At 59.4% G+C, this 21,258-nt stretch carries 17 protein-coding genes; 9 read left to right on the forward strand and 8 right to left on the reverse strand.

Annotated features, from left to right (window positions below):
- Nucleotides 1-3: 3 nt before the first annotated feature.
- The 5 genes from AC1DIG_RS10895 to AC1DIG_RS10915 form a co-directional block, all read right to left on the reverse strand.
- Entirely contained in the window at nt 4-1,251 is a 1,248-nt protein-coding gene (locus AC1DIG_RS10895; RefSeq protein WP_477767315.1) for an ABC transporter permease, read from the reverse strand.
- A gap of 195 nt (nt 1,252-1,446) precedes the next feature.
- On the reverse strand, nt 1,447-2,487 hold the full coding sequence (locus tag AC1DIG_RS10900; RefSeq protein ID WP_477767316.1) for an ABC transporter substrate-binding protein: 1,041 nt from the start codon (nt 2,485-2,487) through the stop codon (nt 1,447-1,449).
- A gap of 47 nt (nt 2,488-2,534) precedes the next feature.
- A complete protein-coding gene (locus AC1DIG_RS10905) occupies nt 2,535-3,659 on the reverse strand; it encodes an ABC transporter ATP-binding protein (RefSeq protein ID WP_477767317.1) in 1,125 nt (374 codons plus the stop codon).
- 408 nt (nt 3,660-4,067) lie between these two features.
- Nucleotides 4,068-4,697 (reverse strand): response regulator, encoded by a 630-nt coding sequence (locus AC1DIG_RS10910; protein ID WP_084318557.1) that lies wholly within the window; start codon nt 4,695-4,697, stop codon nt 4,068-4,070.
- Nucleotides 4,698-4,856: 159 nt separating this feature from the next.
- Entirely contained in the window at nt 4,857-7,253 is a 2,397-nt protein-coding gene (locus AC1DIG_RS10915; RefSeq protein ID WP_477767318.1) for a PAS domain-containing sensor histidine kinase, read from the reverse strand.
- A gap of 74 nt (nt 7,254-7,327) precedes the next feature.
- Here AC1DIG_RS10915 and AC1DIG_RS10920 point away from each other — a divergent pair, with 74 nt between their 5' ends.
- A complete protein-coding gene (locus AC1DIG_RS10920; RefSeq protein ID WP_477767319.1) occupies nt 7,328-8,320 on the forward strand; it encodes an alpha/beta hydrolase family protein in 993 nt (330 codons plus the stop codon).
- Nucleotides 8,321-8,610: 290 nt separating this feature from the next.
- Here AC1DIG_RS10920 and AC1DIG_RS10925 read toward each other — a convergent pair whose 3' ends face one another.
- Genes AC1DIG_RS10925 through AC1DIG_RS10935 form a run of 3 tightly spaced genes read right to left on the reverse strand, consistent with a single transcriptional unit; the run spans nt 8,611 to nt 11,073 of the window.
- Nucleotides 8,611-9,378 (reverse strand): TerB family tellurite resistance protein, encoded by a 768-nt coding sequence (locus tag AC1DIG_RS10925; protein WP_477767320.1) that lies wholly within the window; start codon nt 9,376-9,378, stop codon nt 8,611-8,613.
- 1 nt (nt 9,379) lies between these two features.
- Nucleotides 9,380-10,051, reverse strand: a complete 672-nt coding sequence (gene murU, locus AC1DIG_RS10930) for an N-acetylmuramate alpha-1-phosphate uridylyltransferase MurU (protein WP_477767321.1) — start codon at nt 10,049-10,051, stop codon at nt 9,380-9,382.
- On the reverse strand, nt 10,048-11,073 hold the full coding sequence (locus AC1DIG_RS10935) for an aminoglycoside phosphotransferase family protein (protein WP_477767322.1): 1,026 nt from the start codon (nt 11,071-11,073) through the stop codon (nt 10,048-10,050). Before AC1DIG_RS10935 ends, murU begins: the two co-directional genes overlap by 4 nt.
- 130 nt (nt 11,074-11,203) lie before the next feature.
- Between AC1DIG_RS10935 and AC1DIG_RS10940 the strand changes: the two genes are divergently transcribed.
- The 8 genes from AC1DIG_RS10940 (at nt 11,204) to AC1DIG_RS10975 (ending at nt 21,098) form a co-directional block, all read left to right on the forward strand.
- A complete protein-coding gene (locus tag AC1DIG_RS10940) occupies nt 11,204-14,044 on the forward strand; it encodes an LPS-assembly protein LptD (RefSeq protein ID WP_477767323.1) in 2,841 nt (946 codons plus the stop codon).
- Nucleotides 14,019-15,341 carry a peptidylprolyl isomerase SurA gene (gene surA, locus AC1DIG_RS10945; protein WP_477767324.1) on the forward strand — a complete coding sequence of 441 codons (1,323 nt, stop codon included), beginning with the start codon at nt 14,019-14,021 and terminating at the stop codon, nt 15,339-15,341. Before AC1DIG_RS10940 ends, surA begins: the two co-directional genes overlap by 26 nt.
- Complete coding sequence (gene pdxA / locus AC1DIG_RS10950) at nt 15,338-16,327, forward strand: 4-hydroxythreonine-4-phosphate dehydrogenase PdxA (protein WP_477767325.1); 990 nt, start codon at nt 15,338-15,340, stop codon at nt 16,325-16,327. Before surA ends, pdxA begins: the two co-directional genes overlap by 4 nt.
- A complete protein-coding gene (gene rsmA / locus AC1DIG_RS10955) occupies nt 16,324-17,142 on the forward strand; it encodes a 16S rRNA (adenine(1518)-N(6)/adenine(1519)-N(6))-dimethyltransferase RsmA (protein WP_477767326.1) in 819 nt (272 codons plus the stop codon). Before pdxA ends, rsmA begins: the two co-directional genes overlap by 4 nt.
- A 123-nt stretch (nt 17,143-17,265) precedes the next feature.
- Nucleotides 17,266-17,646, forward strand: coding sequence for a Co2+/Mg2+ efflux protein ApaG (apaG, locus tag AC1DIG_RS10960; protein WP_427544839.1), 381 nt, complete (start codon nt 17,266-17,268; stop codon nt 17,644-17,646).
- Nucleotides 17,646-18,527, forward strand: coding sequence for a symmetrical bis(5'-nucleosyl)-tetraphosphatase (locus AC1DIG_RS10965; protein ID WP_477767327.1), 882 nt, complete (start codon nt 17,646-17,648; stop codon nt 18,525-18,527). The genes apaG and AC1DIG_RS10965 overlap by 1 nt, the downstream gene beginning before the upstream one ends.
- A gap of 33 nt (nt 18,528-18,560) precedes the next feature.
- Nucleotides 18,561-18,890, forward strand: coding sequence for a thiosulfate sulfurtransferase GlpE (glpE, locus tag AC1DIG_RS10970; protein ID WP_427533037.1), 330 nt, complete (start codon nt 18,561-18,563; stop codon nt 18,888-18,890).
- Between the two features lie 285 nt (nt 18,891-19,175).
- The gene (locus AC1DIG_RS10975) at nt 19,176-21,098 is read left to right on the forward strand and encodes a PrkA family serine protein kinase (RefSeq protein WP_019693927.1); all 1,923 of its coding nucleotides are present in this window, start codon (nt 19,176-19,178) and stop codon (nt 21,096-21,098) included.
- Nucleotides 21,099-21,258: the final 160 nt, after the last annotated feature.

The raw sequence follows: 21,258 nt of genomic DNA on the forward strand, positions 1-21,258 counted from the left end.
CCCTTAGCTCAAACGCAGGCGGCTCGCGCCCACCAGCCAGCTGTAAATCAGATAGAGCACGACCGTCGCCAACAGCAGCAACCCACCGAGTGCGGTTGCCATGCCCCAGTTGATGCTGGTGTTGGTGTAGAAGGCGACGAAGTAACTGACCATCTGATCGTTCGGGCTGCCGAGCAGCGCCGGGGTGATGTAGTAACCAATCGCCAGGATGAACACCAACAGGCAACCGGCGCCGACACCGGCATAGGTCTGCGGGAAATACACCCGCCAGAAGCTGGCGAACGGATGACAGCCCAGCGAGATGGCCGCACGCATGTAGGTCGGCGAGATACCTTTCATCACGCTGTAGATCGGCAGAATCATGAACGGCAGCAGGATGTGCACCATCGAGATGTAAACCCCGGTGCGGTTGAACACCAGTGCCAGCGGTTTGTCAATGATGCCCATGGCCATCAACGCGCTGTTGATCAGCCCGCCCGATTGCAGCAAGACAATCCACGCCGCCACCCGTACCAGAATCGAGGTCCAGAACGGCAACAGCACCAGAATCATCAACAGGTTGCTTTGACGTGACGGCAGGTTGGCCAGCAGATACGCCAACGGATAGGCCAGCACCAGGCAGATCGCGGTGATGATCAGGCCCATCCAGAAAGTCCGGGCAAAGATCTCGAGGTAGATCGCCTGATCGGGAGTCGCCGGGGCAATTTCGCCGAGGTCGTCGATCCGGTGGTCGACCGCCGCCAACAGGTAATACGGCGTGATGCTGCTGGTGTTGCGGCGTACCGCTTGCCAGTAGGCCGGGTCGCCCCAACGTTCATCCAGCGCTTCAAGTGCGTCTTTATAGGAGGCCGGTTCAGTTTTGAACGGCAGCGCTCGCGCGGTTTTGGTCAGCAGGCTGCGATAGCCGGCCAGTTCCATATTCAGTCGCTTGGACAGATCGCCCAGGCTTTGATTCTTGCGGGCCTCAAGGAGGTCTTCGCTGGCAGCCTTGAAGACCGGATCCGCCGGCAAGCCTCGGCCATCCCAGCTCGCAATGGCAGCTACGGTGCGCGGCATCCCGCCGACCACTTCCGGGTTACCGACACTTTTGTAGAGCAGCGCCACGATCGGCACCAGAAACACCAACAACAGAAACAGCACCAACGGCGCGATCAAGGCCTGGGCCTTCCAGCGGTTGACCCGCTCGGCATGCGCAAGGCGCTGCTTCAAGGTGCGATGGGTGCCCTCGTTCAGGGGAACGGCGATGGCCATGGCGAACTCCGAAATTCTTTGATCGTTACAGAGGCGGCGAGCCACCTCGATCGTTTAATACACACATCCACTGTGGGAGCGAGCTTGCTCGCGATGGCGCCTTCAGATTCAACATTGACGCTGACTGACACATCGCAATCGCGAGCAAGCTCGCTCCCACATTTGGTGGGCGAGCCCACCAGCAAAGGGTTGTGGTTACTTCGCAGCCCACGAGTTGAAGCGCTGCTCCAGTTGCTCGCCGTTGTCAGCCCAGAAGCTGACGTCGATCTGCACCTGGTTGGCGATGTTTTCCGGGGTGGTCGGCATGTCTTTCAGAATCTCTTTGGACAACAGCGGTACGGCTTGGGTATTGGCCGGGCCGTAGGCGATGTTTTCCGAGTAGGTTTTCTGCTGTTGCGGCATGACCGAGTACGCGATGAATTTCTTCGCGGCGGCAGCGCGGGTTTTATCCAGGCCTTTTGGAATCGCCCAGGCATCGAAGTCATAGATGCCGCCGTTCCATACCACTTTCAGGTTGCTTTCTTTCTGTACGGCAGCGATCCGGCCGTTGTAGGCCGAGCTCATGACGACGTCGCCGGAAGCCAGGTACTGCGGCGGCTGAGCGCCGGCTTCCCACCATTGAATGCTTGGCTTGAGCTCATCGAGCTTCTTGAACGCGCGGTCCTGACCGTCCTTGCTGGCCAGCACTTTGTAGACGTCTTTCGGCGCAACGCCGTCGGCCATCAAGGCGAATTCCAGGGTGTACTTGGCGCCTTTACGCAGGCCACGCTTGCCCGGGAATTTCTTGGTGTCCCAGAAATCCACCCAACTGGTCGGTGCACTTGCCAGTTTGTCGGCGTTGTAGGCCAATACGGTCGACCACACGAAGAAGCCCACGCCGCATGGCTGGATGGCGCCTTTCACGTAGTCTTCGGACTTGCCGAACAGCGCCGGATCAAGCGGCTCGAACATGTCTTCGTCGCAACCACGGGACAGTTCTGGCGATTCAACCTCTACCAGATCCCAGGACACGCTCTTGGTGTCGACCATGGCTTTGACCTTGGCCATCTCACCGTTGTATTCACCGGCGACAATCTTGCCGTTGCCCGCAGCTTCCCACGGTGCGTAGAAGGCCTTGACCTGCGCCGCCTTGTTCGCGCCACCAAACGACACCACGGTCAGGTCAGGGCCGGCCATTGCGTGCGCTGCGCCCATCATGCCCAGTGCGAGGGCTGTGAATTTCAGGGATCTCAACATTTATTATTCTCTCCACGTGCGGGTTGGTGTTGGTGAAGCCGGGGCGATCAGTTCGCCTCTAGAAGTGGGTCGAGCGCGCGAACGTGTTCGACCTGCCAGCCAAGCGGTACCACGTCTCCGACTGCCAGCGCCGGATCGAGCTCGGCGATCGGCTGTTTCACGAAGAAGTCGGTCTTGCCGCAGACTTCCAGGCGAACACGGACGTGGTCGCCCAGATAGATGAATTCCGCCACCCGTCCCGAGAAGCGGTTAACACACGATTCGCTGGAACCATTGAGGCTCACGCGCTCCGGACGAATGGACAGCGTCACTGGCTCGCCGGTCTTGCCGACATTCACTGCCAGCGCTTCGACCTTTTCACCACGCCCCAGCTCAACCACGCAGCGGTCACCGGTGTGGCTGTGCAAACGGCCGTTGAGACGGTTGTTCTCGCCAATGAAGTTGGCAACGAAGGTATTTTTCGGCTTTTCATAGAGTTCGCGCGGTGGCGCAATCTGCTGTATTTCACCTTGATGGAAGACCGCCACGCGATCGGACATGGTCAGGGCTTCACCCTGGTCGTGGGTCACGTAGACCACAGTCACCCCGAGGCGCTGGTGCAGGTGCTTGATCTCCATCTGCATGTGTTCACGCAGCTGTTTATCCAGTGCCCCCAGCGGTTCGTCCATCAGCACCAGTTGTGGTTCGAACACCAGCGCCCGGGCCAATGCCACACGCTGTTGCTGACCACCGGAAAGCTGCGCCGGATAACGCTGGGCGAACGCTTCGAGCTGAACCATGCTCAGCACGCGCTTGACCCGGTCACTGACGTCGCTTTTGTTCAGACCACGGACAGTCAGTGGGAACGCGAGGTTCTCGGCCACCGTCATGTGCGGGAACAACGCATAGTTCTGGAACACCATGCCAATGTCGCGCTTGTGCGGCGGCACGTTGTTGATCGAACGTCCGGCCAGCAGGATTTCGCCGGCGGTCGGCGTTTCGAAACCGGCGAGCATCATCAGACTGGTGGTCTTGCCGGAGCCGGACGGCCCGAGCAAGGTGAGGAATTCGCCTTTGCGAATCTCCAGGTTGAGGTCTTTGACGATCAGGTTCTCGCCGTCGTAGCTCTTTTGCACTCCACGAAAGCTGACCAGAACATCATTCGTTCCAGCGCTTGAATCGACCTCGCTCATACCTGCACCTTTGTATTCTTTATATGTAGGACTGCTGAGGACTAAGCCTAGTGGAGCCTGGAGACCGCGCAAATCGGGACGCAGGAGAGAATCGCCTCAGCCGGATGGAAGGTTGGCTGTAGGGATTCCCCTACAAGGATGGCGGGATTGGGTATGTCGATAAGCAATAGTGGCCAGCATCAGGCTGCAAGCCACAGAAGCCCGTGGGGCCGGGCTTTCCGTCATGTCGCAAATGGACATGACCACGACTGGATGCCTAATGGAGATCCCCGGCGGGAGCGAGCTTGCTCCGGGCGGCGCTCCGACGATGACGGTCTGACATTCACTATTGATGTTGACTGACCGTCCGCTATCGCGAGCAAGCTCGCTCCCACATTGGACTGCAGTGAGCCCATGGGACTGGATGTATCAGAGGAGCTTGTGCTCCATCGCGTACTTCACCAGCTCAGCCAGTGAGGTGATGTTGAGCTTCTGCATCAGCCGCGCCTTGTGAGTGCTGATGGTTTTGCTGCTCAACGCCAGTTGCTGGGCGATGTCGTTGACATTGGCGCCTTGGGCCAGGCGCTCGAACACGGAGAACTCGCGCTCTGAGAGCAATGAATGCAGCGGCCGCGAATCCGTCAGGCCGACCTCGAAGACCATTCGGTCCGCCAGTTCCGGATCGATGTAACGCCCACCCGCTGCGACTTTGCGAATCGCCGTCAGCAGCAGCGCCGGATCGCTGTCCTTGGTGGCATAACCGGCAGCGCCAACCTTCAGCGCACGAGCCGCCATTTGCGCCTCGTCATGCATCGACAGCACCAGGATCGCCGGCGGATTGTTCAGTGCGCGTATGCGTGGAATGGCCTCAAGCCCGTTGACCCCGGGCATGGAGATATCCAGCAACACCACCTCGCAGGGAACGTGGCGCAAGGTCTCGAGCAGTTGCTCGCCATTGCTCGCCTCCCCCACCACCAGCAAATCCTTGGCCAGGCCGATCAACTGTTTGATGCCTTCACGGACGATGGTGTGGTCTTCGGCTACCAGTACACGGATCACGTTCTTCTCCATTCTTCTTATTCAGAGCCAAGATCAATCGCGAGCAGGCTCGCTCCCACACGGGTCCGCGTACATAGGGACAACGCAGATCAAATGTGGGAGCGAGCTTGCTCCGGGCGGCGTTCCGACGAAAGCGTCAGTGCAAACAACACAAAACCATCAGGCCTCATCCAGCGGCACACACACGCACAGGGTGGTGCCCTCGCCCGGCTCACTCTCCAGCGACAACTGACCGCCCATGATCAGCACCCGCTCGCGCATGCCGACCACCCCAAAGGAAGTCGGCTTGCCCTCGGGGGCGACAAAACCTACGCCGTCATCGCTGACCGTCAGGCACAACTCGTCGCCTTCCAGCGCCAGTGTCAGTTCAACAGTATGCGCCTGCGCATGGCGCATGACATTGGTCAGCGCCTCCTGAAGAATCCGGAACAGGCCGATGGCCTTGGCGTCGCTCAGGGCCGGCAGGTTATCCGGAACTTGCACCAGACACGGGATCTGCGTGCGCGCTTCGAAACGCCGGGCCTGCCACTCGATGGCAGACGCGATCCCGGCGTCGAGAATCGGCGGACGCAAGGCCGTGGCCACGTCCCGCACCAGCTGGAACAGTTGGGCAATCAGGCGTTTCATGCTGTTGAGACGGTCACTCAAACCTGGGTCGAGATCGGCGTAGGCCAGTTCGCACATTGAGGTTTCCAGCTTCAGCACCGTCAGCATCTGCCCCAACTCATCGTGGACTTCCCGCGCAATCCGGGCCTTTTCCTCTTCCCGCACGCTTTCCAGGTGCGCAGACAGCTCACGCAATTGCTCACGGGAGCTGGCCAGCTCCAGCTCGATACGCTTGCTCTCGCTGATGTCCCAGACAATCCCGTCCCAGACGAATGCACCATCGTCGAGCCGGCGCGTGATGGCCTTGATCTCGGCCCAGCGCTGCTCGCCCTGGCGAGTGAGAATCCGGCCTTGCCACGACCAGTCACTGTCAGTGTCCAGTGCGTGATCCTGGGTCTGGTGATAACTCGCCTTGTCATCCGGGTGCACCAGGCTGCGCAGGCCCATGTCGCGATGGCTCAAGGTTACCGGTGAATACCCCACCAGACTCTCGCTGCCTTCGCTGATGTAGGCAAAGTCGATTTGCCCGGTCACCGGCGCCCGCTCCAGACGAAAGACCAGACCCGGCACGTTGGCGGCAATCCCCTGCAACCGTGCTTCGCTTTCCTGCAAGGCAGCCAGCGCCCGGCGGCGTTCGGTGACGTCATTGAGGTAAACCACCAGGTATTCGCTGTCGCGAAACCGCAGGAAACTCAACGACACGTCGGCCGGGAGAATACTGCCATCGGCGCGCACGCAGTTGGTTTCGAAACTTTGTGGCGCATCTTCGCTGGCCCGGGCACTCCTCCACAGGCTCAACCAACGGTCCATGTGCAACCCGGGCTCGAAGTCGATCAGTGGCCGATCAATGACGCCACCCGGCGCATAACCGAGCATCGCCTCCGCCGCACGGTTGGCGTAACGCACATGACTGTCCCAATTGACCCAGAGAATCCCGACCGTGCTTTGATCAATCGAAAACTGCGTCAGGCGCAGCGCTTCTTCGCTGGCCTCGCGCAGAGCAATGTCTTCGCGGGCCGCCAGTAAACGTTGCTCGAGGGTATGTTGCTGACGGCGCTGCCACAGCACGATGGCCATGCTGCTGAGGAACAACACGGCCAACAACAGGCAAAGGTTTTGCCAGAACCCCGGCGACTCGGCCAGGCGCGGGTATTTGGGTTGCAGCCAACTCGCGTGCAACTGCTCAAGATCCTTGGCGGGAATCGCATGCAAGGCAGTTTCGACGATGCTGGCCAACTCCGGCCAGTCGCGGCGGGTCGCCACCCGTAGCAACTGTGGCAGGCCTATATCCCCCACCACTGCCAGCCCGGCGAATTCGGGCTCGGTCGACAAGCGACTGAGTTGGGCTTCATCGACAACTGCGTAGCGCGCCTGCCGGCTCAGCAGCAGTTGCAGGGCCTCACGCTCCATTGGCACGCCTTGCAAATTGAGATTGCTGTAAGTGCTGCGTAGATAATCGGCGATCGCACTGGGCATCCGCACAGCGACCCGCGACTGGCTGTCGAGCTTTTCCAGCTCGATGGCGCCGGCGCCCTTCTGCTCGCCGACCACCAGTTGCGGGACGCGCATGTACGGGTCGCTGAATTGCCACAACCGCAAGCCCGCAGGGGTTTGGGTCATGCCCGGCGCGAGATCGACTTCGCCGTCGCGCACCGCTTCTTCCAGTTGCGCCACATCAGGAAAATTGCGCCACGAGAACTCGATATTCAGCGAGCGGGCCAGCCACTGCATCAATTCGATATTGGCCCCGGACAACCGCTGCAAGCGCCGGTCGTACTGTGCAAAAGGCGCTTGCAACACCACACCTACACGCAGTTCGTTGTGCTTAGCGAGCCACTGGCGCTGCTCGGCGTTCAACGGCGCACTATGCGCAGGCAACGCCGGTGCCGCCCATGCCATCAAGGGAAGCCAGCAACAGCCGATAACCAACAGGCAGCGAAAACGCATCATCCGAAATCTCACACACTGACAAATACTGACCAACCCATTAGGCTGCCGGGATTACTTCTGGCCTGGAATATCCGATGCCCCCTGTCTACCGCTTGGCACTGCCAGCATTGTGCCTGTCGCTGATCCTGCCTTGTGCCTTTTCAGCTCAGGCTGCCACCCCGGCATCTGCTGCCGCAGAAAAAACCGCCGAAGTAAAACCGCTCGAACGCCAGCCACTGCCAGAGCGTAGTCAGGAAGAAGCCGCCGCTCTTGAACGGACGGTTCCCGCGCAAGAGCAACAGTCGTTGCAGGCCGGCAGTGACAGCTTTCTCGCACTGTGGAAACCGGCCAATACCAGCACCCCCAAAGGTGCGGTGATTATCATCCCCGGTGCTGGAGAAACCGCTGACTGGCCTCAAGCGATCAGTCCCTTGCGGCAAAAACTGCCCGATGCCGACTGGGGTAGCCTGAGTCTTACTCTGCCAGACCTGCAAAGCAATGCCCCGCAAGCGCGAGTCGTGAACGTCGCACCCGCGCCGGCCAAAACCGAGACCGGCAGCAAAGACGCCAGCACTGCGCCCCCCATCGAACAAGTGGCCGGCGGTGAAGGGGATATCGCCGATCGCGCGGTTACCGAGACCAGCGAAGAGCAAGCCAAGGCTGACGCCGAGCGGATCTACGCACGGATCGACGCAGCCATTGCGTTCGCCGAACAACAAAATGCTCGTAGCATCGTCTTGCTCGGTCACGGTACAGGGGCTTATTGGGCCGCTCGCTACCTGAGTGAAAAACAGCCATCGCGCATCGAGAAGTTCGTGATGGTTGCCGCACAGACACCCGTGACTGCAAAGCCCGGACTGGCCGAGCTGACCACCACCTTGAAGCTGGCGACCTTCGACATCTACTACAAGGACAAGGCGCTGGTGCAGAGCGCTGCCCTGGAGCGTTTGCAGGCCAGCAAACGCCTGAAGGCTTCAACCTTCAGCCAGCTAGCACTCAAGACCTTGCCGGGTAATAGCGCTGCCGAACAGGAGCAGTTGTTCCGTCGTGTACGCGGTTGGTTGAATCCGCAGAACACCGGGAGTTGATCGGCGGATACACCGAAGTCCCCGTAAACCAATGTGGCGAGGGGCTTGCCTCATGCCGGTAAGTTAAGGAATGTCAGGCTTGGCACATTCCCTGTAGCAGTTGGCGAAGCCTGCGTTCGGCCGCGAAGCGGTCGCAATTAGGCGATATGCAGTGTTCCTGAAAGAACGCAGTTTGCCATTTTGCGAGCGCTACGCACTCGAACGCAGCCTTCGGCAGCTGCTACGGTTCGCTTAACCGCTTAACTTACCGGTATTAGGACATGCCCCCCTCGCCACAGAATCAGCGACAGTTAACGAAAATCCCGCCGCTCGCGTATCAACTTATAGGCGTTGTGCAACTCGCGTGTTTTGTCAGTCGCTTCGCGCACCTGGGAAGGTGTCGCCCCCGTGCCGGCAACCTTGTCCGGGTGATGGCGACTGAGCAAACGTCGATACGCACGCTTGATTTGCGACGGCTCGCTGGTGGCAGACACCCCGAGCAGCCGCAACGCTTCCTGATACGCCGCCGCGCTGTTAACCAGAGTCTTCTTTTGTGGTTCGTAATCACTGGCCAGGGCCTGCACCTGCTCCGGCGACCAGCCCAGCCACTTGCCCCACTGCGAAATCAGCTCACGCTCGGCGCTTCCGGCACGCCCGTCGGCCCAGACCATCCGCCAACAGGCGCGCAAGACACCTTCGGCGGCATGCGGCTGCGCGCTTAAACGGCGCAGGTAGCCGCGCAAGCGATCATGCCCCGACTTGCCACGGTTGAACGCCGCGATTGCGCGCTTCTGCGCCGATTCGCTCATGTCCAGCGAACGCATTTCCTGACGCGCCTGATAGATATGACCATCCACCACCCGGCCATCGCTCTTGGCCAGACGTCCCAGCAATACAAACAACAATTCATCGTTACGCAACATCGGCCGACCACCGAGTCGCTCACGCAACTGCCCGAGGCTTTGCAGTTGCAAGCGTCGGTCCAGCGCCTGCCCCAACAATGCACCGAGCATGGCCCCCGGAATGCTGGCTATGGCAAAGCCCGCTCCGGCTCCGATCAGAGTCCCTGGCCACAACATGTCAGTAGCTCGCTTCTATCAAGTGTTCAACTTCGGCCAGACGTTCGTGAGTGCCGACATCTACCCAATGTCCCAGCAGGCGCTCGCCGCTCACCTGCCCTTGCGCCATGGCATCGCGCAACAGCGGGGCCAGCTTGAAGGCACCATCCGCGCATGCCGCGAAGAGCTTCGGATGCAGCACCGCAATGCCACTGTAGGTAAGCGTTTGCGCACCTGGCTGGCCGTCCCGCACCTGGCCGTCGACCAGGCTGAAATCACCGCTCGGGTGGTGCGCCGGGTTATCGGCAAGCACCAGGTGGGCCAGGCCCGCTATTGGTTGCCGCAGAGAAGTGAAGTCGTAATCGGTCCAGATATCACCGTTGACCACCACAAAAGCGTCATCCCCCAAGAGCGGCAAGGCGCGGAAGATCCCGCCACCCGTCTCCAGCGGCTCACCTTCCGGCGAGTACTGGATACTCAGGCCATAACGCGATCCATCGCCCAGGTAATCTTCGATCTGCTGTCCCAGCCAGGCGTGATTGATCACCACCTCGCTGAAACCTGCCGCCGCCAACGCCCGCAGGTGGTACTCGATCAGCGGCACCCCGCCAACGCGCACCAGCGGCTTGGGTGTGGTCAGGGTCAACGGGCGCATGCGCTCGCCTTTACCGGCCGCCAGAATCATTGCCTTCATGCAGTCACTCCAACCGACTGGCGCAGACTGGCCAGCAATACATCCAGCTCCACCAACTCAGGACGACGAGCGACCACTGCTTCTATATAGGCAAAGAAGCGCGGCACATCGCCGAGGTAGCGCGGCTTGCCATCGCGGTGGCAGATGCGGGCGAAAATACCGATCACTTTCAGATGACGCTGCACACCCATCAGGTCGCTGGCACGCAGGAAGTCTTCGAAATCGGGTTGAACCGGAATGCCGAGCGCAGCCGCTTGCTGCCAGTAGTCCGCCAGCCAACCGAGCACACGCTCCTCGGGCCAGCTGAGGAAGGCGTCCTTGAACAGGCACGTCACGTCGTAAGTTACCGGGCCATACACCGCGTCCTGGAAGTCCAGCACACCGGGGTTAGGCTCGCTGAGCATCAGGTTGCGTGGCATGTAGTCGCGATGCACCAGCACTTTGGGCTGGGCCAGAGCACTGTCGATCAGCTTGTCGCTGACTTGTTGCCAGAGCATTTGCTGCGCCGAATCGAACTCGATGCCCAGCTCGCGCTTCACGTACCACTCGGGGAACAGTTCCAGCTCGCGGCGCAACAGTGCCACGTCATAGCTGGGCAGTGGCGCATCCATCGGCAACTGCTGAAAAGCCAGCAACGCTTGCAAGGCGTCCCTGAACAAATCGTCGGCATTTTCGCTGTCGATCACGTCCAGATAGGTTTTGTTGCCCAGGTCATTGAGCAAAAGAAAACCGCGTTCAAGGTCTTGTGCGTAGATTTTCGGCACATTAATTCCGGATTTCGCCAGCAAAAAGGCGATATCCACAAACGGTTTACAGTTTTCCTGGGGCGGCGGAGCATCCATCACGACGAAGCTTCTACCCTCACCTTCCCAACGGAAGTAACGGCGGAAACTCGCGTCGCTGCTGGCCGCGGTCAACGTGGCCGGGGGCACGGCGCCCCATCCTTGCGCGGCAAACAGCGTTGCCAATTGCTCATCGAGCCAAACTTTCAGGTGTTGCAAGCGTACATCTTGGTCAGGCATTACAAGGGTCTCCGACGGCGCTAGCCGTCAAGCGGGTCATGCTTTATTATCCAGCATCTTTTTCAGACCATCGAGAGGCGTGCGGCCCACACCGCGGGCAGATGGCACGCAGGAAGCCCGGACTAATAAGATGGCATTGAAATCCCCCGCGTTTCGTAAAAAATTTCCGTTGTTGGTCACCGGCAGTTTGCTGGCCCTGCAACCTCTAGCCACTTCGTTCGTGGTCGCCGCGGAACAGTATGACTGCTCAGTCTCTGCTTCGGGTGCCTGGGACTGCGCGCCAAAAGCCAACGCAGCCCAATTACCACCGCGCCCTGTACATGAAGGCAGCGCGGTCAGTTCGGGCAACGAGTCAACGGCCGAGAGCAGCACTGCAGGTGGCGAAACCGCCAAGCCTGTGCTGGTCACCGAAGCCAAGGGCCGCGCCCTGAAGTCGCGTAGCGCCGACTACAGTCACCTCGACTGGGTCCCGCGTGACAAGCTCACCGCTGCGCAATTGGCTGAAACAGGTCCTTATTGCTCTGGTTCCTATATCGAACCGATTCGTCCTGGCATGAATGACACGACGAATAAAAGTGACGCCCCGACCTTTATCGGCGCCAAAGCTTCCCGCTACCAGCAGGAAGAACAGGTGGCGACCCTTGCCGGTGACGTGGTCATGCGCCAGGGCAGCATGCAGGTCGAGGCCGATGAGGCCAGCCTCCATCAAGCCGAAAACCGTGGCGAGCTGAGCGGTAACGTTCGCCTGCGCGATAACGGAGCCCTAATCGTCGGCGACCACGCTGACGTACAGCTCGACACCGGTGAAGCCCAGGTCGACAACGCCGAATACGTGATGCACAAATCCCGTGTCCGCGGCAGCGCGCTGTATGCGAAACGCGCCGAGAACGCGATCATCCGCCTCAAGGATGGTACGTACACCACGTGCGAACCGAACAGCAACGCCTGGCAGCTCAAGGGCAACAACATCACCTTGAACCCGGCGACCGGCTTCGGTACCGGGACCAACGTGACGCTGCGGGTCAAGGACATTCCGGTGTTCTACACACCGTATATCTATTTCCCGATCGATGACCGTCGCCAGTCCGGCTTCCTGCCGCCAAGCTTCAGCACCAGCAGCAAAACCGGCTTCATGCTGGAAACACCGTACTACTTCAACCTGGCACCGAACTACGACGCCACGTTGTATCCGCGCTACATGAGCAAGCGTGGCATGTTGATGGAAGGCGAGTTCCGCTATCTGACCAAGTCCAGCGAAGGTCAGTTCGGCGCCGCGTACCTCAACGACGAGTCCAACGATCGCAGCCTGCAGACCGACTCCGAAAAAACCCGCTACATGTACAACTGGCAGCACAAGGGCGGGCTTGATTCGCGGGTATTCACCCAAGTCGACTACACCAAGATCAGCGATCCGTACTACTTCCAGGATCTGCAAACCGGTCAACTGGGTGTAAAAAGCGCCCCCGACTTTGTGAACCAGCAAGGTTTAGTCAGCTACCGTGGCGATACCTACACTGCGGTACTCAACGTGCAGGCCTATCAACTGGCGTCGGTTTCCAACATCACGCCTTATGATCGCCTGCCGCAGATCTTGTTCAATGGTGTTCTGCCTCAGAAACCTGGCGGCCTGAACTTTGCGTATGAAACCGAGGCTGTGCGGTTTGACCGGAGCCTGCAGACAGGTAACTACTTCGACAAGGACGGCGGACCGTTTAACCCAGATGGCACCGTAGGTACACCTCGCCTGGACAACAACGTTCAAGGTCTGGCGCGCGCCACTGGCGACCGTCTCAACCTTGCACCAAGTGTCAGCCTGCCGCTCAACTGGACCTATGGTTTCCTGAAGCCAACGCTCAAGTATCAGTACACCCAGTACGACCTGGATCTCGACAACACCGGCAAACGACAGATTGTCCTGGGGCAGGAATTCGCAGCATCACAAGGCACCGATTACCTTGGTGGTGTGTATGGCCGCAATCAGAATCGCAGCGTGCCAATCGCCAGTATCGACAGCGGGTTGTACTTCGATCGCAACACTCAATGGTTTGGCAAAAACTATCGCCAAACTCTTGAACCGCGCCTGTATTACCTCTATGTCCCTGAGGTAAACCAGGAGAACATCCCGGTATTCGACACCAGCGAAACTACGTTCAACTATTCCTCGCTGTTTCGCGACAACCGCTTTACCGGCTCCGACCGTGTCGGCGACGAAAACAAACTGTCGCTGGGCGTGACCAACCGCTGGATCGAAGACAACGGTTTCGAACGTCAACGCATCAGCGTGGGCCAGGCCGTGTACTTCAAGGACCGCAAAGTACAGCTGCCAGGTATCGATGCAACAACCCGTGCCGATGCGCAGTCCAACGTTTCGCCATATGCCCTGGAGTATGAATATCGCTGGAACCGCGATTGGCGCACCACGGCCGACTACAACTGGGACCCGGACAGCCGCCACCCTCGCTCGGGCAGCGCGATGTTCCACTACCAGCCTGAAGACAACCCGAACAAGGTCATCAACGCCGGTTATCGCTATCGCAATGACCAGATTCGTTACGACCAGAACACCGGTAAGTGGACAGTGGGTGGTGGAGACTATGGCACCCCGGGCACACCTGGTTTCGTGAAGGATTACTACAAGATCAAACAGCACGACTTCTCGGTGATCTGGCCAGTCGTGCCGCAATGGAATGCCATCAGCCGCTGGCAGTACGACTACAACCGCAATCGTACCCTGGAAGCCTTTGGTGGTTTCGAGTACGACAACTGCTGCTGGAAACTACGCCTGATCAACCGTTACTGGGTGTCGTATGACGAGTTCAGTCAAGCGGCCCCGCAAAACGAAAAAGGCGACCATGGCGTCTTCCTCCAAATTGTTCTGAAAGGTCTCGGTGGCGTCATGGGCACCAAGGTAGAGAGCTTCCTCGACAAAGGCATTCAAGGTTATCGTGAACGTGAAGACCAAGCTTTCTGATTGTCTGCGCCCGCTGATGCTGGGCGCGCTGTTCCTGGGTACCGCGGCTAGCGCCGCGGTACAATCCATCGACAAAGTGGTAGCTATCGTCGACAACGACGTGGTCATGCAGAGCCAGCTGGACCAGCGGGTTCATGAAGTTCAACAAACCATCGCCAAGCGCGGCGGCGGCACACCGCCAGCCAGCGCGTTGGAGCAACAGGTGCTCGAGCGCCTGATCGTCGAAAACCTGCAGCTGCAGATCGGCGAACGTTCCGGCATCCGCATCACTGATGAAGAACTGAACCAGGCCGTCGGCACCATTGCCCAGCGCAACAACATGACTGTGGATCAGTTCCGTGCGGCACTGACTCGCGATGGCCTGTCTTACAACGACGCTCGTGACCAGATCCGTCGCGAGATGATCATCAGCCGTGTTCGTCAGCGTCGTGTGGCTGAACGAATTCAGGTGTCCGAGCAGGAAGTGAAAAACTTCCTCGCCTCCGACCTCGGTAAAGTGCAACTCTCTGAAGAACTGCACCTGGCCAACATCCTGATCCCGACCCCGGAAAGCGCCAATTCGCAAGCGATCCAGAATGCTGCGCGTCAGGCCATGGAGATCTATCAGCAACTCAAGCAGGGTGCTGACTTCTCTCAACTGGCCATCGCCAAATCCGCGAGCGACAACGCACTGGAAGGCGGCGACATGGGCTGGCGTAAAGCCGCTCAACTGCCACCTCCGTTCGACCGCGAGCTGAGCGCGATGTCGGTGGGTGAAATCACTCAACCTGCACGTACGCCAGGCGGCTTCATCATCCTGAAAGTGCTGGAAAAACGTGGTGGCGGTACTCAGGTGCGTGACGAAGTACACGTTCGCCACATTCTGGTCAAACCGAGCCCGATCCGCGACGAAGAAAAAACCAAGGCTCTGGCTCAATCGCTCTACACCCGTATTGAAGCGGGCGAAGACTTCGCTGAACTGGCGAAAAGCTATTCGGAAGACCCGGGTTCTGCCCTTAACGGCGGCGACCTCAACTGGATCGATCCGAACGCGCTGGTACCAGAGTTCCGCGAAGTCATGGCCAAGACCCAACAAGGTCAGCTGTCCAAGCCGTTCAAGACTCAATATGGCTGGCACGTACTGGAAGTCCTTGGCCGCCGCGCCACTGACAGCACCACCCAGGCCCGTGAACAGCAGGCCATGACCGTACTGCGTAACCGCAAATACGACGAAGAGCTGCAAACCTGGTTGCGTCAGATCCGTGACGAAGCCTACGTTGAAATCAAGCTCCCTGGCGTCGACCAGGCGGCGAAGTGAGCCCCAAGCGTTTTGCGCTGACACCCGGCGAGCCGGCCGGCATAGGTCCTGACCTGTGCCTGCTACTCGCCTCGCAAGCCCAGCCACATCCCCTGATTGCCATTACCAGCCGCGACCTGCTCCTTGAGCGGGCCGCGCAGCTGGGCGTGGTTGTCGATTTGCTGCCGGTAACACCGGACAGCTGGCCGGACGTTCCTGCGCCGGCCAACAGCCTGTATGTCTGGGATACTCCGCTCAGCGCACCGGTTACCGCCGGACAACTGGACAAGGCCAATGCCGCCTTTGTCCTGGAAACCCTGACCCGCGCAGGCCAAGGCTGCCTGGACGGGCACTTCGCCGGGATGATCACCGCCCCTGTGCACAAAGGCGTGATCAATGAGTCGGGCATTGCCTTCTCCGGCCACACCGAGTTCCTCGCAGACCTGACTCACACCCCCCAAGTGGTGATGATGCTCGCCACTCGCGACTTACGGGTCGCGCTGGTTACCACGCACCTGCCGTTGCGGGAGATTGCCGATGCAATCACCCCAGAGCGCCTGGAGCGGGTCACACGGATTCTGCATACCGACCTGCAACAAAAGTTCGGCATCACCCGGCCACGCATCCTCGTTTGCGGACTCAACCCGCATGCCGGCGAAGGCGGACACCTGGGCCACGAAGAAATCGACATCATTGAACCAACCCTGGAGCGTCTGCGCGCGGAAGGCATGGACCTGCGTGGTCCCCTGCCCGCCGACACTCTGTTTACCCCCAAATATCTGGAGCACTGCGACGCGGTGCTGGCGATGTACCACGACCAGGGCCTGCCCGTGCTGAAATACAAAGGCTTCGGCGCGGCAGTCAACGTGACCCTCGGCTTGCCGATCATCCGCACCTCAGTCGACCACGGCACTGCCCTGGACCTGGCTGGCAGCGGAAAAATCGACACCGGCAGCCTGCAAGTCGCCCTGGAAACCGCCTACCAGATGGCCGAGACCCGTTTATGACCGAGCATTACCAACACCGGGCGCGCAAGCGTTTCGGCCAGAACTTCCTGCACGATGCTGGCGTTATCGACCGCATCCTGCGCTCCATTCATGCCAAGGCAGAAGACCGCCTGTTGGAAATAGGCCCAGGCCAGGGCGCGCTCACCGAAGGCCTGCTCAACAGCGGCGCCCAACTGGACGTGGTTGAACTGGACAAGGACCTGATCCCGATCCTCAACCAGCAATTCGCCGGCAAGAGCAACTTCAACCTGCACCAGGGCGATGCGCTGAAGTTCGACTTCAACAGCCTGAATGCCGCACCTAATAGCCTGCGCGTGGTCGGCAACCTGCCATACAACATCTCCACGCCACTGATCTTCCACCTGCTGAACAACTCAGGCCTGATCCGCGACATGCACTTCATGCTGCAAAAGGAAGTGGTCGAGCGTCTGGCGGCAGGTCCTGGGGGTGGCGATTGGGGCCGTCTGTCGATCATGGTTCAGTACCACTGCCGGGTCGAACACCTGTTCAACGTCGGCCCTGGTGCGTTCAACCCACCACCGAAAGTCGACTCGGCGATCGTCCGCCTGGTGCCGCACGCCGTGCTGCCGCACCCGGCCAAAGACCATCGTTTGCTGGAGCGCGTCGTTCGCGAAGCCTTCAACCAGCGCCGCAAGACCCTGCGCAACACCCTCAAGGCCCTGCTGAGCAACGCCGAAATCGAAGCCGCCGGCGTCGATGGCAGCCTGCGCCCGGAGCAGCTCGATCTGGCAGCCTTCGTCCGTCTGGCTGACAAACTCAGCGAACAAGTCGCCGAACAACCTGCCGACATCTGACAGGCCGGAAGCGTTATCGGGTAGGACACCAGCGCCCATGTCTGGTTTACTACCCGATACTTGGCCTAGACTGATCTCAATCAGTTACGCCCCGCGTCCCGCTTTGCTTTTAAGGCCTCTTGCATGTCCGATCCTCGTTATCAGGTCGACGTCAGCGTCGTCACCCGCTATCTGGCAGAACAATCGCAACCCGAGCAGAACCGCTTTGCCTTCGCCTACACCATTACCGTACAGAACAACGGCCTGCTACCGGCCAGGTTGCTCTCTCGGCACTGGGTGATTACCGATGGCGACGGGCATGTCGAAGAGGTTCGCGGCGCAGGCGTGGTGGGCCAGCAACCACTGATCGGCGTCGGCCAGAGCCACACCTACAGCAGCGGCACCGTGATGACTACCCGCGTTGGCAACATGCAGGGGACTTATCAAATGCTCGCCGAAGACGGTAAACACTTCGACGCTATCATCGCGCCGTTCCGCCTGGCGGTGCCCGGAGCCTTGCACTGATGGCGACGTACGCCGTCGGCGACCTGCAAGGCTGCCTCGAACCCCTGCAATGCCTGCTCAAGCGGGTGGCCTTCGACCCTGCCAAGGATCATCTGTGGCTGGTTGGCGACCTGGTCAACCGTGGTCAGCAATCGCTGGAGACCCTGCGTTTCCTCTATAGCATCCGCGAATCACTGGTATGCGTACTGGGTAACCATGACCTGCACCTGCTGGCCGCCGGCTACAACATCGAGCGCCTGAAGAAAGCCGATACTCTGCGCGAGATCCTCGAAGCCCCGGATTGTAAAGAGCTGCTTGAGTGGCTGCGCCAGCAAAAGCTCATGCACTACGACGAACAGCGTGACATTGCACTGGTCCATGCCGGCATACCGCCGCAGTGGTCCCTGCGCAAAGCCTTGAAGTGCGCAGCCGAAGTCGAAGAGGCATTGCGTGACGACAACCGCATCGCACCCTACCTCGATGGCATGTATGGCAATGAACCGGCGAAATGGAACAGCGACCTTAAAGGTGTAATCCGTCTGCGGGTGATCACCAACTACTTCACCCGCATGCGTTTCTGCACCAGCGACGGCAAGCTCGATCTCAAGAGCAAGGAAGGCCTCGGCACCGCGCTACCGGGTTACGCCCCCTGGTTTTCACACCAGCAACGCAAGACCCGCGGCCAGAAAATCATTTTCGGGCACTGGGCAGCGCTCGAAGGTAAATGTAACGAACCCGGCATCTTCGCCCTCGACACCGGTTGCGTCTGGGGCGGCTCGATGACCTTGATGAACGTCGACACCGGCGAGCGTCTGCATTGTGAGTGCGATACCCAAGGCCACACCAGACCGCACGTCACCTCAACTACCCCCGAACTATTGTCAGCCAGCGCCAAGCGCTAGGCTGCGCTTTCAGCCAGGCCACAGGAGCCCGCCATGAGCGAATTCAAACGCATCCCCCCAGAACAGGCCCAGGCCCTGCGCGAACAAGGCGCGGTAGTGGTCGATGTCCGCGATCCGGCAACCTTTGCCGCACTGCACATCAGCGGATCGAAGCATCTGGATAATCATTCCCTGCACGCATTCATTACCGCCGCCGACCTCGATGCACCGACCGTGGTGGTTTGCTATCACGGTAATTCCAGCCAGGGCGCCGCGGCGTATCTGGTCAGCCAGGGCTTTTCCGACGTCTACAGCATGGACGGCGGATTCGAGCTGTGGCGTACGATTTATCCTTCAGAGACTTCGCAAGGCACTGCCGAATAATTTTTTTCACCCGCTCAAGCCCACGTCTGCCGTGGGCTGACGAACGGTAGTCATAACAAAACTACGCATTGCCCCTTTACCTTTCCGATTCCGAACTATCCTTAGCCTCAGGCCATCCAAAACAGGGGAGAGCCGGTACACCGGCGCACGGGTCATCGGGAGTAGCTTTCAGGGTTGATAGCTTTGAAGGTGTTCTGGGGGGTAACGGCAACTGCATTTTCAGTTGCTTGCCAGCATCCACTGACTGATCCGACGTCGGCTCCAGGTATCGAGCGAGGTGACGTCATGAGTATCTTTAGCCACTTCCAACAACGCTTCGAGTCCACACGGCAGGAAGAGCTCACTCTGCAGGAGTATCTCGAACTGTGCAAAAAGGACCGCAGCGCTTACGCGTCCGCCGCTGAGCGACTACTGTTGGCCATCGGCGAACCGGAGCTGCTCGACACCTCGACCAATTCGAGACTGTCGCGCATCTTTTCCAACAAGGTGATCCGTCGGTATCCGGCCTTTGAAGACTTCCACGGGATGGAAGAATGCATCGACCAGATCGTCTCCTACTTCCGCCACGCAGCTCAGGGCCTGGAAGAGAAGAAACAGATCCTCTACCTGCTCGGCCCCGTCGGTGGCGGTAAGTCATCCCTGGCCGAGAAGCTGAAACAGCTGATCGAAAAAGTGCCCTTCTATGCGATCAAGGGCTCTCCGGTGTTCGAGTCTCCGCTGGGGCTGTTCAACGCCACCGAAGATGGTGCAATCCTCGAAGAGGATTTCGGCATTCCGCGGCGCTACCTGAACACCATCATGTCGCCTTGGGCAACCAAACGCCTGGCCGAATTCGGTGGCGATATCAGCCAGTTCCGGGTGGTCAAGCTCTACCCGTCGATCCTCAACCAGATCGCCGTGGCCAAGACCGAACCGGGTGACGAAAACAACCAGGACATCTCGGCACTGGTGGGCAAGGTCGATATTCGCAAGCTGGAAGAATTCCCGCAGAACGACGCCGACGCCTACAGCTACTCGGGTGCACTTTGCCGCTCCAACCAGGGCCTGATGGAATTCGTCGAAATGTTCAAGGCACCGATCAAGGTGCTGCACCCATTGCTGACCGCCACCCAGGAAGGCAACTACAACAGTACCGAAGGCCTGGGCGCGATTCCGTTCACCGGGATTCTGCTGGCGCACTCCAACGAATCGGAGTGGCACACCTTCCGCAACAACAAGAACAACGAAGCCTTCATCGACCGGATCTACATCGTCAAAGTGCCGTACTGCCTGCGGGTCAGTGACGAAGTGAAGATCTACGACAAGCTGCTGTTCAACAGCTCCCTGGCCAAGGCCCACTGCGCACCCGACACCCTGAAGATGCTCGCTCAGTTCACTGTGCTCTCGCGCCTCAAAGAGCCGGAAAACTCGAACATCTACTCGAAAATGCGCGTGTATGACGGTGAAAACCTCAAGGACACCGATCCGAAGGCCAAATCGATCCAGGAATACCGCGACAACGCAGGTGTCGACGAAGGCATGAACGGCCTTTCGACCCGGTTTGCCTTCAAGATCCTGTCGAAAGTCTTCAACTTCGACCCGCATGAAATCGCCGCCAACCCGGTGCATCTGCTCTATGTGCTGGAACAACAGATCGAACAGGAACAGTTCCAGGCGGAAACCCGCGAGCGTTATCTGCGCTTCCTGAAAGAGTACCTGGCGCCGCGTTATATCGAGTTCATCGGCAAGGAAATCCAGACCGCCTACCTGGAGTCCTACAGCGAATACGGGCAAAACATCTTCGACCGCTATGTGCTCTACGCGGACTTCTGGATTCAGGATCAGGAATACCGCGATCCGGAAACCGGCGAGATCCTCAACCGCGTAGCCCTCAACGAAGAGCTGGAGAAAATCGAGAAACCGGCGGGCATCAGCAATCCGAAGGATTTCCGCAACGAAATCGTCAACTTCGTCCTGCGTGCCCGGGCCAACAACAACGGCAAGAATCCGACCTGGCTCAGCTACGAGAAGCTGCGGGTGGTCATCGAGAAGAAAATGTTCTCGAACACCGAGGATCTGCTGCCGGTTATCAGCTTCAACGCCAAGGCCAGCAAAGAGGACCAACAGAAACACAACGACTTCGTTACACGGATGGTCGAGCGCGGCTACACCGACAAACAGGTACGACTGCTCTCCGAGTGGTACCTGCGAGTCAGGAAATCGCAGTAATACGCTGCCGGTCAGACCGGTTGTCGTTAGCCCGGGCCTGCGTAATAAAATTCTGTTACACAGGTTTCAGGAAGGTGTTTGGAAATCGGCAGCGAAGTCCAGGCAACGCGCGGGTGGTACGGGAGGCGCAAGATCGCGCCTCCTACCCCGCGCCTATTAC

Source organism: Pseudomonas sp. 05N431 (assembly GCF_056397005.1).